The organism is Brevibacillus nitrificans, assembly GCF_003710965.1.
In the GTDB taxonomy this organism is placed as follows: Bacteria; Bacillota; Bacilli; order Brevibacillales; family Brevibacillaceae; genus Brevibacillus; species Brevibacillus centrosporus.
Genome location: NZ_RHHU01000003.1, coordinates 613339 through 628017, shown reverse-complemented (window position 1 = coordinate 628017; position 14679 = coordinate 613339). Strand labels below are relative to the sequence as shown.

The following is a 14679-nucleotide window of genomic DNA, read 5'->3' as shown; positions in this document are numbered from 1 at the left end:
AAAATACATTGTGTGCATCAATGCAACGAATCCCTAGTCTTCGTCAGATGGTCAATAATGGCAGCAACCGCTTTGGTTGGATCTTTCTTTTGAAGGGCATCAATAATTTTTCGGTGCTCTGCCAGCACCTCAGTCATCCGATCCTTCTTTTTCACCGCTTGCAGCCCAATCAACGTGCATAGATTGTGTAAATTGAGTAAGATTTGTTCAATCAACTCATATTTAGCAAACCTGGTAAGCGATAGATGAAACTCTTGGTCAAACGTAATAAAAGAGACCTCATCGCTGTTTTTCATCGCTGCTTCCTGCTGGCTATAAATATGTTCTAATGCTAGGATTTGCTCGGTCGTGATTCGATCCATCAACTTATGAATGACTTCACTTTCAATAGATTTACGCAGCAAGAAAATCTGCTCAACCTCAATGGAAGTAACTTTGCGAACCGCCAAACCTTTGCGCGGGATGGAAATAACCAGCCCTTCTTTCAGCAGATCCTGCAGCGATTCCCGTACGGGCGTCCGCGAAGTGTTCAGTGTCTCTGCCATTTTGACTTCTGTGAAAATCTCATCCGGTGAGATGCGGCCGCTCAAAATGGCGGCTTTGACTTCCTTATAAACCCGTTCTTTTGTCGTTTCTTCTTTCATAATGGGACTCAGATTCAACTCATTCATTTGCATCACCCTACCACCATACCTGCATTTTTCTAGCCATTCTCATTTCAGTGTATACATAATACTTTATTCGGTATGCGGAGTCAATGCTTGGATTTGAGCTGCAAAAGCCTACGCTCTATTCATGAAGCTGTCATCGGACAAATTCAGATGAAACTGCCGCTAAGATAATAGAGAGGGAAATAAAAGAACCCATTTTTCGATGGGCTCTTTTATCGCCATACAAACTTTCTAGCGATTTTTTACCTTCACGGTGTACGTTGCACGGACTTCGTTATTCATCATTTTGATCGATACTATTGTACCGTCTGGGGCATCTTCATGGATTGCAAGCCATCCATCTGTGCTGATCGCAGCGAATTCATTCTCTTCTAGCGAATAGGTCGTTCCAGTGCTCCCCTTCGAGACATCTACTCTGCTGCGATCCGAGTAGACGGCAAATACTTTCAGTTGAAGCTTTTTGCCTGCAGGCACGCTAGTAATCGAGGGAGAGATCGCTAGGCTTTTCATCGTATACACGGTCACGGAGACCTTTGCGGTACTCTTGCCATTTTTCATTGTGATCGTTGCCTTGGTTCCGCTCTTCGCATCCGGAGACACGCTGATCAAACCATTTTCATCCACAGTGACGAGGTCAGGCTTGCTGGATGTATAGGTCGTGCCGTCTTCCTCCGAAGACAGGTCTACCTTTCTCCCACTAGACAGCGAGCCTGTCACTTTCAATTGCTGATTGGCACCCGGCTCCAGCTTGAGCGATTTTTTGTCTACAGTGATCGAACGAATTCCAACTTCTGCAAGCATGTAGGTTTGCAAGGAAGTGGTCGAAAACTGCATCACATCACCGACTTTTTCGATATCTAGAGGCTGGCTTTTGCTAGCCGTCACCTGCTTCCACGTTTTCCGTTTGGAGTCATACGCATACGGACTCAAGCTTTTCGATTTGAACTCGTACGGGATACTGATCAGAACCGTTCCTTTGCTCAGTGAGCGGATCTCTTTGTCCGCCGCCAGGATTTTAAACTGGTACGCTTCACTAGCTTTCACAAAGCTGCTTGGAACCTTTGCTTCTTTATTGGCTTCAACGATAAAGGCAAGGTCTTCGCGTTTGTGTTCGATAAAGAAGGAGGTAGGCAGCTTCATGCTTGCTCCGTCTTCATTTTTCACTGTAACAACAAAGCCTCTATCCCCCAGCGCCTTCACGGTTTCCTTTTTGAAGCTGACAGTAGGTTCAGTTGTGGTGTTAGCCTGTGTCGCACGCAAGGACTTTTCGCCTGTCTCATCGTCTACTTTGACAATCAGATGGCGCTCGAGGTCAAACATGTCTGCCTTGCTGCCTAGACCTTTGCTCCACGCTTTGATCATCGTATCGATCTGCTTCAGTTGATTGCTGATTCCGTCTACTTCTCCATGGTTCTGTACGTGAATGGCATTTTTCGACTCCAACAGGCGGTTCATGGCATTGCCCACTTGATCTGCTACGGAACCTTTTACTTGGTCGTCATCCAGCTTGGTGATGACTTTTTCAATCAACGCATTTACGGTTTCCGTGCCTTTCTTAAAGACCTCTTCGTCTTTTAGATCAACGTGATCCATTACTTTGTTTAACCCGTCTTCCAAAAAGGTGTCCAGCAGCTTGTTTAACTGGGACCGACTGATGACGCCTTGCTCCCACTTATCCATCAGCGGTTCAAAAACATCATTCACCGTGTTTGCGACCAGATCAAGCTTTGTTGAGTCGTTGACATCGCTTGGCTCTACCACGTCAGACAAATGCTCAAGCGCGCTCTCCACTTGCTTGTTGATCCATTCGCCATCTTTGGAATCTTTCATCGCTTCCTTGGCTTGGTCATTCAAATGATGCTGCTGCTCGGGAATGGTGGTGGAATGGCCTGGCGAAGGTGCCGGTACGGGCGCTGCCTGCCGCGTTACTTTGAGCGTATATGTATGGGTCGAGCCACCGTTTGCCGTTACCACGATCGTGTACTCGTTACGCCCATCTCTCACATTTAATGTACGTGATTCCCCGGTGTTTAACGGAGATCCATCCACCGTTACAGTTGCACTTGGATCAAGCGTTGTTGTAGCGACAGAAATACTGTTCTCACGGTTCGGTACATCCAGTGTGTAAGTGCTGGTTGCCCGGTCGTAAACAGGCGTGTAGGTGCCCGAATTTACAGTGAGGGAATCCAGATCAGTAGATACAACATGGACATTCCGGGTGACTTCTGTTGCCGCGTTTCCCGTACGGTCGCTCACGTTGTAGTGGAGTGTATACGTTCCCAGGCGAGAAGGATCTAACGTACCGCTGACGCTCACAGCACCTGACAGATTGTGTCCTTCATCATCGACTGCCGAAAATCCCGGATCAACATATGCCTGTCCGATCAACAAGTAAACGTCGGAGCCACTGAGTTGAATCACGGGTTTTTCCGTAGGTTGTACGTCAAACTTAGCCCGAGCTGTTGCTGTCAATGGATCTGCGGCCAAATTGGTCGTGCCGTTGTCTGTTACTGTGTAGGTAAAGGAAGCCTCTCCTTGGAAATTTGCATCTGGTAAGAACTCAATCTGCCCATTTTCTATACTGACCGTACCCCCATGCGGTTGACTTACGTCGACTACTGTCAAGGTTTGGTCGTCCTCATTGGGCCCCGCCTGATCATTGTCTGTCAAAGAATGAAAAGGAATCGTTACCTTGGCCGTTCCCATTTTGACTTGCGGCAGCTGATCCTCTACGGCTGTCGGAGCATCATTGACATCGCTGACAGTAATAGAGGCGTGAGTGGCTTCGCTTAGCAGCGTGCCTGTCGTTCCTGGAGCTGCCTGTACATCAAAGCCAAAGCCTGTTGTTCCGTACGCATTAGGTGACGGTGTAAACTTCAAGCCTGCTTGCCCATCCGCTACAGTGATGTAATCTCCGTTTTCAATTGGAATCACACCATTGTTTTGGTAGAGTCTTCCGCCCGTAATCCCACTGATTTTAAAGTGAGTTGTGCTTGCACCGCCTGCGATAGTCGGAGTGATCACAAGGTCATTCGAGCTTTGCTTGTCTTCCTCCGTCGTGGCATCTATCACAGTAGGCATGTCAGCTGGTGCCTGGATTGTGAAGGAGACGATCCCTGGAGTGGTACTATATAGAGGATCGGGGGCACCCTCAGTCGTGCCATTGTCCGCTATAGTGTACTCGAAGGAAGCGATTCCTCGATAGTTTTGATCTGGGGTGAAGACTACATTCTCTCCATTCATACGGACATTTCCGCCGCTTACCCGTGTGACCGAAGTAATCGTCAATATCTGGTTTCTTTCCTGGGCAGCTCCCTTGCTATCATTTGCCAGAAGTTCTCCAAATGAAATGATCCGTTCCCCGGAATTCTCCATTACAGTTGAAAGACCATCATCCTCTGGTTCAGGAGCATCGTTCACCTCGGATACAAGGATATCCACGGGTACTCCATCGCTTAAGCCTTTCCCTTGATCATCTTGGGCAGCTTTTGCAGTGAATCCGAAGATGTCTCCATCTGGTGTACTGGCATTTGTGTCAGGGGTGAATTTTAACCCAAGCTGACCATCCTCTTTGCTAATGTAAGCCCCCTCACTGATTGGCATTGTTCCATCGTTTTGATAGAGTGTTCCGCCGTGAATATTGCTAATTTGAAAGTGTGTGACTAAACTTTCGTCCTCTGCATCTGAATTAAGCACAAGCCCGCTTCCGCTTTGTTGATCTTCACTGGTGACCGTAGTTGTCACTTGTGGTGGCTTCGATTGATATTCGAACACTAGTTGGGGAAATCTTCCATCCGGGTCGTTATCTGAAGCGTAACTAAACAAAACATCTCCAATTTCATCACCAAGTAGGGCAAAGGTAATGTTGCTGTTTTGTACTCCCATCTGCTGTTTGAGATAGGAAGTGACATCAAATTCTTGCCAAGAATCAGCATTCTTGATTGTATCGTTCAAATAAGGAGCAATTGCCTCATCAGAGCTATTCATTGGAAAAGAGCCATCCCAATTTCCATAAGAGGAACCAATTAGAGAAACTTGTGGATTGACTCCAGCCGTATCGGAAAAGGCAGATGTAACGAATATGCGGAGTTTTGCTTTTAAGAAAGCTGGATTTACACTCGTTAAATCGAAATGTATGGCCGATCTTTGAACACCGAACACTGAATCGTGCCCAACAAAATTACTATCAGAAGTGGTCATTTCCCCGAGTTCATCCCAATACCCATCTTCAACAGGTGTCAATGGATTTGGAACAGTATTCGCTTTTGCAATATTTCCTACCATCACTTGTGAAGCCAATAGCACCAGCGCAGTAGCCATCGTAACCTTTTTATGATTGTTCTTCATGAAGTACGCCTTCCCATCATAACGATCCGTATTTTTTCTTCCGTTGACATGAGAGCGGGGCTTTTCCACCGGCATCCGGAAAAGTCCCCTCTTCAAGTCCAACATGCTGCTTAGCGTAGAAGGCCAATCTTATGGTTGATGATTCCCAAGAAATTGAAAGGAGTCAGTCGGATAGACATCCCATTCCCCTACCAGATTGAAGCTCTGAGAACCCGTGTAAATTCCTTGCTTCCGTACGATCGTCCCTGTCGCCAAAATAGGAGAGCGATTACTAGGGTCTGGATTACCAAGAACATCCACGACCTGACCATTCTTTTTCAAGACAAATGCTGTGACATAGCCATTGATGCTCATATCGATTTCATCGTTATAATACCAAGCATTCGCTACATCAAAGAAATCATAGAAGATGAAATCGATGTAAATGTATACCATATTGTGTTTGACCTGATTGATGGGCACTGTCCATACTTTCATCTGATTCGTATCTGTCATGTATTTATGAACTTCCAGCTCATAGCCGGTTACATACAGATTGGGATCAGTCCCTTTATAGTACAGCTGCAGGGCATTTCGAGCGTCTGTACCGTCAACATATTCCGAGAAGAACACTTCCGACGCACCTTGTCCCTCTATGTCCATCGATATATGCAACGCAGTGTAATCATTCGCAATAAGCCATACGCCATCTGCCGAAACACTGGATGGGGCCAAGGCAAGATAGCTGCCATTATGAGTTCCCCACGTACCATTGAGCAGCATTTTTTGGCTATTCCACTCACTTGCAGGGAAGTATTTGCTCAAATCCAGTTTTACCTGCTGAACTCCTGATTTCGTCTTGATCGCGACCTCCCCGTTCTGAACGAGCTGATAGCTTTTGACGACAAACGAGGTTGCCTTCTCTCCTCCTTTACCATCTCGTGCCGTTACGGTGAAGGTAACCTGTCCACCAGATGTTGGAGACATGCTTAGAACACTACCCATTAGGTCGCTTTGAACGATGCCATCCACATCTGCTGATACTTCGTAGGTCAGTGCGTCGCCATCTGGATCTTGGAAGATCGTAGACAGATCGATCTGGGGGTATGGCATACGTCCTGGCAGCACGATTTGATCCTCAATGCTCGTCAGTACGATCGGGGCACCGTTTGTTGGATTCGGAGGTATGCCTGCGGCCTTGCGAACCGTGACCGTAAATACTTTTGTAACGGTTTTCGTCCCCTTCGTAATCGTTGCTGTGAGGATCACATCGGTATCTGCATCAGTAGCTAATGGCCGGATAACGATACCATTGCCATCGATCAAGGCCGGATCATCGGAGCTCCATGATATTACAGAACCATGTGCTCCCGAGGTTGCCAATGTCAAATTGTTTGTCACATTGTCCTCATCATCTCCTGCTGCATACCCGATCTCCAGGGCATCCCGATCAAGGACAGCAGCGTCTTCATCAACGGTTACGGTAACGGTTGTAGTTGCTGTCCCGCCATTTCCGTCGTTCACTGCAATAGAAAAGCTATCCGTCCCAACATAATCTGGAGCTGGAGTATATGTCCACGTTCCATCCGGATTGACAATTACGCCCCCATGCGATGGGGAGGAATCCGTTAAGTAAGTAAGCGTATCTCCATCTGCGTCCGATCCACTGACTACATCGCTGACCGCGGTATTTTGCAGAGTTGATGCCGAATAGGCGACGGCAATTGTCGGCGCCTGATTTACCGTCGGTGTCTTCACCGTGCGAACAGAAGTGTAAGTAACAGGCGAGCCGTTCCTCGTTCCAGAGCTTGCAATGGGCATCACTTCAAAGGTGATGTACTTGCCCACATCGTCTTGCTGCAGCGTATAAGTCTTTTTCGTCGCTCCCGAGATGAGTGTTTTATCGGAACCGTCTGCCAAGTCTCCGCGATACCACTTAAACAAAGAAGTTCTCTCCGGATTATTTTCCGCATCCTGATAGGTATAGCTTCCAGTCAGTGTTTCGCCTAAAAGGATATTCCCACTTATTGTCACGTTTACAGCGGTTGGCGCTTGATTGACAGTTGGTGCAGGCGTAGGAGTTGGTGCAGGTGCTGGAGCCGGCGCTTCGTTATTCGAGTAAGATACGGATGGAATACTGACAGTACTTTGCACCGTTACGGATTGATTATCGATGATCAAGCTTTCTACTTTGCCCGCACCTTCAATTTGGAGATTGGCCTTGGTATTGATCGCATCGATCCGCGTATTGGCCGTGGTATCGATGATCGTCCCTCCTGCTTTCTCATCCACAACCACCTGGGATACAGCTGTATCTACCAGAAGAGCCGATGGAGAAGAAACATGAACCGTGCTGTCTCCAAAGGATCCTTCCAGTTTGATCGGTGCCTTTGCAGAGTCAGTCGATACGGTAATGACAGGAATTTGCGAGGTTTCATCTGCTACAATCCGGGCGCCGTCACGGTCTGTGATCACGAGCTCGTCTGTCTCTACCCCCTCCAGATGTAAGCTCTTGGAGGCGACGTTCTTCACGAGGATCTCTCCGGTAACCTCTACGTTTGAAAGCGTGACCGTTCCCCCGTTATTGATGATCAGATCCCCTTTGATTTTCGTGTTTTGCAAGGTAACTTTCGTCTTTTTTCCATTGATGGTGATCTTGCCTGATTTTTGATAGATTCCGCTCTCAGGACCATAGGTACCACTCTTCGTGATGACAGATGGAAGCTTTTGCTCCTCTACGACTTCAACCGGAAAGGTTGCCTTTTCACCTTCAATCGTAGCCGTTATCTCCGTAGAGCCTGCCTTTTTCGCATAAACACTTCCTGAGGAATAGACGTACGCCACCTTTTTGTTATCGCTGCTGAAGCTCACTTTGTGTCCAGTGACGATAGCTCCCGTACTGTCCTTCGCAATAGCCAGCAGTGATAATTGGCGGTCGTTTGCCACATTCAACTGAAGTTCGGAGTCACCGCGGGTATTGATCAGCTCAACCGTTTCCACTTCCGCATCTTTCTTAGCCAACGTAATCGATTGCTCGAATACCTCGGTCTTGTTGTACGTCCCACTAATAACGATCTCTTGCTGCTCGGAACCAGAGCTGAAAGGTTTAAAAGAAATAAGTGCAGTTCCGCTCGCTTCGTCCCACCTCGTTGCAGATGGGGTCAGCTTCTTTTTTTTGGCGTTCACAGTGTAGGAAAGGGAAAAATCAGAGCTTTTTGGAGCTGCTTTGGGAATAGAAGCGAAAGGTATCGTAAGAAGCCCGTTTGTCACGGATACAGAGGATAATTGCCTTACTTCCTTCTTGGATGTTTGCAGCGGTATGTCTTGCGCTAATGCGGGTATGACGGATGATAATACCAGCAGGCATGATAGCGTGGTTGGAACGGTCACCTTTGTAAGCTTCAAGTTGTTGATCCCCTTTTGGTTGCGTATGTAACTCATTAGAAGCCGAAGAGAAAGACGAGGAAAATAAGGGCGCAGAGGCTTTTCCTGTTGTTTTTTACTTTTGCACTAAACTCTTAGTTCCCAAGAAACGAAACTTTCAAACCAGCTTTCATATAGTAACACGTAATATTTTTATCCGTCATTTTATCAGGACTTTTTTATCGTGACAAAAGTACTAGTTTTCACATTTCTGCCAAAATTTCTTCCCTTACTTTTTCCATTTGACTGGAATACTTGCGCATACAAACAAAGAACAGTATTTTTTAACAAATACTGTTCTTTGTTCTCGCTATAGATTTCCCTATTTTCCTTTTATCGCTTCAAGTCGAAACGATCTGCATTCATCACCTTTACCCAAGCGGCGACAAAGTCACGCACAAACTTTTCTTTGTTATCGTCCTGCGCGTAAACTTCTGCAATGGCTCGCAGAACAGAGTTGGAACCGAACACGAGGTCGACAGCAGTCGCGGTACGCACGAGCTCACCGGTCTTGCGGTCACGCCCTTCAAATACACCCTCGTCTCCAGGCTTCCACTGTATCCCCATATCAAGCAGGTTCACAAAGAAATCGTTCGTGAGTGTACCTACTTGCTCCGTGAAAACGCCGTGCTTGGTGCCAGCGTGGTTGGCACCGAGAACGCGCATACCGCCTACAAGCACAGTCATTTCTGGTGCCGTAAGGTTTAGCAGCTGCGCCTTATCTACGAGGAGCTCTGCTGGACTCACACGATATTGCTTCTTCTGATAGTTCCGGAAACCATCCGCGACTGGCTCAAGTACGGAAAAGTTTTCCACATCGGTTTGTTCTTCGGTTGCATCGCCACGTCCTGGCACAAAAGGAACCTCTACATCGAAGCCTGCCTCTTGTGCAGCTTTTTCCACCGCAGCACTACCACCGAGTACAATCAGATCCGCTAGGCTTACTTTTTTGCCAAAGTCCTCCTGAATGACGCTGAGAATCGTCAGCACTTTTTCGAGTTGTTTGGGCTCATTCACGTCCCACTCCTTCTGTGGAGCAAGGCGGATGCGAGCACCATTGGCGCCGCCACGCATATCGGAGCCACGGAATGTGCTGGCAGAAGCCCAAGCGGTTTTTACCAGCTCGCTAATGGTAAGCCCTGAGTCCAGGATCCGTGTTTTCAGCTCTGCTACATCGGCATCCGTTAATTCATAATCAGCTGCGGGTACAGGATCTTGCCAAATAAATTCTTCTGCTGGCACCTCTGGGCCCAGATACCTTGCGCGAGGCCCCATGTCGCGGTGAGTAAGCTTGAACCATGCACGGGCAAAGACATCGGCAAATTCTTCTGGATTCTCATAGAAGCGTCGAGAAATCTTCTCATAATCCGGATCCACCCGCAATGCCATATCGGCAGTGGTCATCATCGTAGGAACTCGAACAGATGCATCCTCGGCATCTGGTGCGAGATGCTCCTCAGCAGGATTTACAGGAGCCCACTGATGTGCCCCGGCCGGACTCTTCGTAAGCTCCCATTCGTAGCCAAACAGCGTTTCAAAGAACCCATTGTCCCACTGAGTCGGATTCGCAGTCCATGCCCCTTCAATACCGCTGGTGATGGAGTCGCGGCCTTTTCCGGAACCATGTGCGCTCAGCCATCCTAAGCCCATTGCTTCCACAGGGGCTGCTTCCGGCTCTGGACCTACCAGTGCTGCATCGCCTGCCCCGTGTGCCTTGCCAAACGTATGGCCGCCTGCGACGAGGGCAACGGTTTCTTCATCGTTCATTCCCATGCGTTTGAAGGTTTCACGAATGTCGCGTGCACTGGCGAGCGGATCTGGATTGCCGTTTGGACCTTCCGGGTTCACATAGATGAGACCCATCTGCACAGCTGCAAGCGGATTCTCCAGGTCACGATCGCCGGTGTAGCGCTTATCATCGAGCCATACCTTTTCAGCACCCCAGTAAATATCTTCTTCTGGATGCCATACGTCTGCACGACCTCCACCGAAGCCAATCGTTTTCCCACCCATGGATTCAATAGCAGCATTCCCTGCTAGAATGAGCAAGTCTGCCCAAGAGATTTTGTTGCCGTACTTTTGTTTGATGGGCCAAAGCAGCCTGCGAGCTTTATCAAGGTTACCGTTATCTGGCCAGCTGTTCAGTGGAGCAAAACGCTGTGTGCCGGTTCCACCACCACCACGGCCGTCACCCGTACGATATGTACCAGCGGAGTGCCAGGCCATACGGATGAACAGTGGGCCGTAATGTCCGTAGTCGGCAGGCCACCAATCCTGGCTATTTGTCATGAGATCATACAAGTCTTGTTTGAGAGCCTGGTAGTCCAACTTTTTGAATTCTTCTGCATAATCGAAGTCTTCGCCCATCGGGTTCGATTTTCTGTCATGCTGATGCAGAATGTTCAAGTTCAACTGGTTGGGCCACCAGTGTTTATTCGATGTAGCACTCGGATGGTGACTCGTCGTGCTACCATGCGAAAACGGGCACTTTCCAGTGTTAGCTGTTGCCATAGAGTCCATTTTTTCCTCTCCCGTCATTTTAAATTAAGTATTAAATAATAATACTTCTAAATAAGTTATATAGCAATTTACATGAGAAATCAACATATATTTAGCTTGTTTCTATTTCTGATTACGTTTGTAACGAAATAGAGAAGCACTTTTCTTTTCAGAAGCTATGCTTATCCTAACGTATGCCTGGGCCAAGTGGATTATGATCTTGTCCCTCTATTGCCCGCACTTTCCTCGCAGTAAACAAATCTAGTACAGATGGGAAATGATCTTGGTTTCATTGGCCATAATACCTATGTTGAAAAAATGGTAAGGAGGACTACGATGCAGCAGGACCAACAAGCAAATCATAGCGTTGACTCTATTTTGGAACCAGATTTTGCAGGGACGGATGCACAAAAAGTAAAACAAGAGATTCAAAACGATCTGCAGGCAGGAATAGGCGCAATGACCTCTCGTGAAGCAGGAGCTATGCGCGATGAGGAGACGCCCAACACGATGGAGTGATCTGCGAGAGTATTGGCTCAAGAGACAATGAAAAAAGCAGCGGCGCCTTGGAGCTTGTTAGCCCCTCCTCGGCTGTCGCTGCTTTGCGTTCTTCTTTGCGCTATTCCTTAAACGCTCCCCATTCCTTTCTTCGCTCATCGAGGGAGAGGGCAATAAGTCGATCCAGCAGCTGGGTATAGGGTATCCCGGCGGCAGCTGCGCTTTTTGGCAATAGGCTGTTGGCGGTCATTCCTGGTAAGGTGTTCACTTCCAGTACAATCGGTTCGTCTTGACACAGAATGATATCGACTCTAGCGTAGACCTTGCAATGAAGCAGACGGTAGCTGGCAAGTGCCGCCTCACGTACCCGCTGTTCAATAGTCGATGGAAGCTGGATCACCTTTTCCTCGGCGCCGCCTGCTTCGTATTTCGCTTGGTAATCAAACCATTCCGAATGCATAGAGCGAATACCGATGATTGGCAATAATTCGCCGTCCAGAATCGGGCAAGTAATCTCTGCCCCTTTCATATACGGCTCGATCAGGATCGCCTCGCCCATGCTGCAAGCTTTCTGAACAGCAGGCAGCAGCTCTTTTTCCTCTTTCACAAGCTGGATGCCGATACTAGATCCCCCACTATTCGGTTTCACGATGACTGGGTAGCCAAGCTGCTCTACCGCCTGCGGATCGCAATCGTCGATGCCCTGCCAATAGAGGCCCGTTGGCGTTTGCACACCTGCTGTCTTCAGAAGCGTCTTGGTCAGGTGCTTATTCATGCACAAGCTGCTGGCGAGAACTCCACTTCCTGTATAAGGAATTCCCAGTGTCTCCAGGGCTCCCTGCACTGTACCGTCCTCACCAAACTGACCATGCAGCGCCAATAGTGCAAAATCGATCCCTGCTTGTTGAACCTGTGTAAGGAAATCCGTTCGTTTTTCAATCCGAATCGGAATCACTTCATATTGACTGCGATCCAACTGATTGATCATTTCTGTTCCTGTCTGTACAGACACCTCACGCTCAGTGGAAATACCGCCCATGATAACGCCAATTCTCATTTTGACACCTCATTATTCTTATCATGTATTCTTGCTGACTGAAAGCAAGTGGCTTGCTTGCCTGCCGATTATTTGAATACCCCGCTCGATGTTTTCATCTGTGACTCGAGAAAAACCTAGCCGCAATGTATTCGTTCCTTCTCCTTCTCGAATAAAAAATCGGTCTCCCGGCGTAAAAATAACGCCTTGCTTGGAACAACCTTCAAGAAGCTGACGTGTATCTATGCTTTTGGGAAAGGTGAGAAATACATGCAAGCCGCCATCGCCAGACAGCTGCGCCCAAGGAAGATGCTTATCACAGCATGCTTTTGTCAGCTCGTATTTGCGTTTATACTCCGCACGTACTTTTTTTACGTACTTATCGAATTTACCATTTAGCAAATATTGGTACAGAATTGATTGATCAACGGTCGACGTATGGATGTTGCGTGCCCGCTTTATGCTTTCCAGCGCATCAATCAGCGTTCGATCTCCCAGAACCCAGCCCACACGTAAGCCAGGGAACAGCACCTTGGAGAAGCTGCCAATATAGATAACCCCATTTCCGTGCCCAGCGGTCGCGATGAGTGGCGCAACATGGGCTCCTGAGTAGCGGAGTTCTTCATTGAATCCATCCTCAATCACAGGAATCTGATAGCGCATCATGAGTCTCATCACGGCGCTGCGCTTTGCAGGTGACATAACGATGCCTGTTGGATTGTGGTACGAAGGGGTTAAATAAGCTAAATCGAAGCCGTTCGTCTGCTTTTGCAACACCTTTTCCAGATGGTCGATACTGATCCCATCAGACTCCATTGGAATGCCGGTAATCTCAAACCCTTGCAGCTTCAAGTTGTTGATCGCAGTAGGATGGGTCGGATTTTCACAGATTGCGGTCCCACGTCGTGTAGAAGGGCGCAGGGCAGCCAGCACAATGTCGAAGCCTTCTGTAAATCCGCTCGTAACCAGCATATCCTTGCCGCTAAGATCGACTCCCTTGTTTTCCATGTAGTGCATCAAGTAATCCATCAGTGGCTTATAGCCCTTGGCATAGCCATAATTGAGCAGCACCTGTCCTTCGATTGCCATTCGATCTAAAAAAGCACGCTTTACGTCCCCGAGATCAAACAACTGTTCATCCGGAGCGATGCTGGTAAAGGAGATGGTTCCTTTTTTGGCGCGAATGCCTTTCTTCATCAAATCCAGCTCTTCCGCCAATAAAGCGTACTCGTTCATTCGTTCCTTCCAATCGATCTGCACGGTGTCGAGACTGTCGGCTCTTTCGTGCTCTTTCGTCATGGCTGCCACAAAACTGCCTTTGCCGGGTATCGCATACGTATAGCCGTCATCCTCAAGCCCTTCATAGGCTGTAATGACTGTATTGCGGCTTACCCTCAGCAGACTGCTCATTTCTCGTGTGGAGGGCAGCTTTTGCTCTGCCTGCAGCGCCCCTTTTATGATTAAACGTTTGACGTATTCTTTCACTTGTATCGCGACCGGCCGGTCATCGACGAGCTTGAAATCCTGGAACATCCTTCATCGCCCCCCTCCATAATGATGGCACGCGAGACCAAAGAAGAAAAGAACCACCGTCTTGGATTTTTCATCCTCAGGTGGCACCTTCGTATCCCTCTCCAAAAACAATGGGCCGCCCGTCATGGCAACCCAACAGTCTCGTCTATATCCTCTGTGTTACATGGCTTGAAACGGTTTTCGTGAACTTGATGTAGCTGCCGATTCTCCAGATGCCGACGTAAAGGGCCCCCATACACATCATGAGAACGGAAAATTCCACGACATCAATGGATTTGAAGTACTGCGTCAGCAAAAGGCGAATGGCCACAATCGCGATCAATATATATTTGAGATTCCGGTTGGGCTTCGGATAGATCAACCCATCTTCTCTTCTCTCGTACCCCGTCTGCGTCAGCATCACGACCCCGAAGATGACTCCAAGGAGAATGGCAATGAGCAGCTCCCACACTGCCGGCATGTGAAACGTTTTCCCTGGGATGTGCATAAGCTGGTACAACCCCCAAGGAACTCCAACAAGCATCACGGCAAGCGGGACTAAAATGCCGTAGCCTTTTCCCTTTATGGGTTTTTTCCCACGTCTGGTCTTTAGCCATATTCCCAAGCCTACTACCAATACAACAAAAACGATCGGAATCAAGGATTGCATGACATCTCTGTCCTTTCCTCATTAGTTTGTTGATTACGTTTTAT

Annotated in this window: 8 protein-coding genes; 1 reads left to right on the top strand and 7 read right to left on the bottom strand. The window is 48.0% G+C overall.

Annotated features, from left to right (window positions below; all coding sequences use genetic code 11):
* Window positions 1-17: 17 nt before the first annotated feature.
* The 4 genes from EDM59_RS04935 to katG form a co-directional block, all read right to left on the bottom strand.
* A complete protein-coding gene (locus tag EDM59_RS04935; RefSeq protein ID WP_183192801.1) occupies window positions 18-671 on the bottom strand; it encodes a GntR family transcriptional regulator in 654 nt (217 codons plus the stop codon).
* Window positions 672-902: 231 nt separating this feature from the next.
* Window positions 903-5018 (bottom strand): cadherin-like domain-containing protein, encoded by a 4116-nt coding sequence (locus EDM59_RS04930; RefSeq protein ID WP_183192800.1) that lies wholly within the window; start codon window positions 5016-5018, stop codon window positions 903-905.
* Between the two features lie 129 nt (window positions 5019-5147).
* The gene (locus tag EDM59_RS04925; protein WP_183192799.1) at window positions 5148-8402 is read right to left on the bottom strand and encodes an Ig-like domain-containing protein; all 3255 of its coding nucleotides are present in this window, start codon (window positions 8400-8402) and stop codon (window positions 5148-5150) included.
* 351 nt (window positions 8403-8753) lie between these two features.
* A complete protein-coding gene (katG, locus tag EDM59_RS04920) occupies window positions 8754-10940 on the bottom strand; it encodes a catalase/peroxidase HPI (protein WP_122922569.1) in 2187 nt (728 codons plus the stop codon).
* A gap of 315 nt (window positions 10941-11255) precedes the next feature.
* Between katG and EDM59_RS04915 the strand changes: the two genes are divergently transcribed.
* Complete coding sequence (locus tag EDM59_RS04915; protein WP_122922568.1) at window positions 11256-11438, top strand: hypothetical protein; 183 nt, start codon at window positions 11256-11258, stop codon at window positions 11436-11438.
* A gap of 100 nt (window positions 11439-11538) precedes the next feature.
* Here the strand turns inward: EDM59_RS04915 and EDM59_RS04910 are convergent, their stop codons facing one another.
* The 3 genes from EDM59_RS04910 to EDM59_RS04900 form a co-directional block, all read right to left on the bottom strand.
* Window positions 11539-12474: a D-alanine--D-alanine ligase gene (locus tag EDM59_RS04910; RefSeq protein ID WP_122922567.1), complete on the bottom strand. Its 936-nt coding sequence runs from the start codon at window positions 12472-12474 to the stop codon at window positions 11539-11541.
* A gap of 21 nt (window positions 12475-12495) precedes the next feature.
* Window positions 12496-13986, bottom strand: a complete 1491-nt coding sequence (locus EDM59_RS04905; protein ID WP_122922566.1) for an aminotransferase-like domain-containing protein — start codon at window positions 13984-13986, stop codon at window positions 12496-12498.
* 145 nt (window positions 13987-14131) lie between these two features.
* Window positions 14132-14635: a CcdC protein domain-containing protein gene (locus EDM59_RS04900; RefSeq protein WP_122922565.1), complete on the bottom strand. Its 504-nt coding sequence runs from the start codon at window positions 14633-14635 to the stop codon at window positions 14132-14134.
* Window positions 14636-14679: the final 44 nt, after the last annotated feature.

Coding starts and splice junctions, on each gene's coding strand:
- EDM59_RS04915 (WP_122922568.1), top strand. CDS start 11,256: ATGCAGCAGGACCAACAAGCAAATCATAGCGTTGACTCTATTTTGGAA.
- EDM59_RS04900 (WP_122922565.1), bottom strand. CDS start 14,635: ATGCAATCCTTGATTCCGATCGTTTTTGTTGTATTGGTAGTAGGCTTG.
- katG (WP_122922569.1), bottom strand. CDS start 10,940: ATGGACTCTATGGCAACAGCTAACACTGGAAAGTGCCCGTTTTCGCAT.
- EDM59_RS04910 (WP_122922567.1), bottom strand. CDS start 12,474: ATGAGAATTGGCGTTATCATGGGCGGTATTTCCACTGAGCGTGAGGTG.
- EDM59_RS04935 (WP_183192801.1), bottom strand. CDS start 671: ATGAATGAGTTGAATCTGAGTCCCATTATGAAAGAAGAAACGACAAAA.
- EDM59_RS04905 (WP_122922566.1), bottom strand. CDS start 13,986: ATGTTCCAGGATTTCAAGCTCGTCGATGACCGGCCGGTCGCGATACAA.
- EDM59_RS04930 (WP_183192800.1), bottom strand. CDS start 5,018: ATGAAGAACAATCATAAAAAGGTTACGATGGCTACTGCGCTGGTGCTA.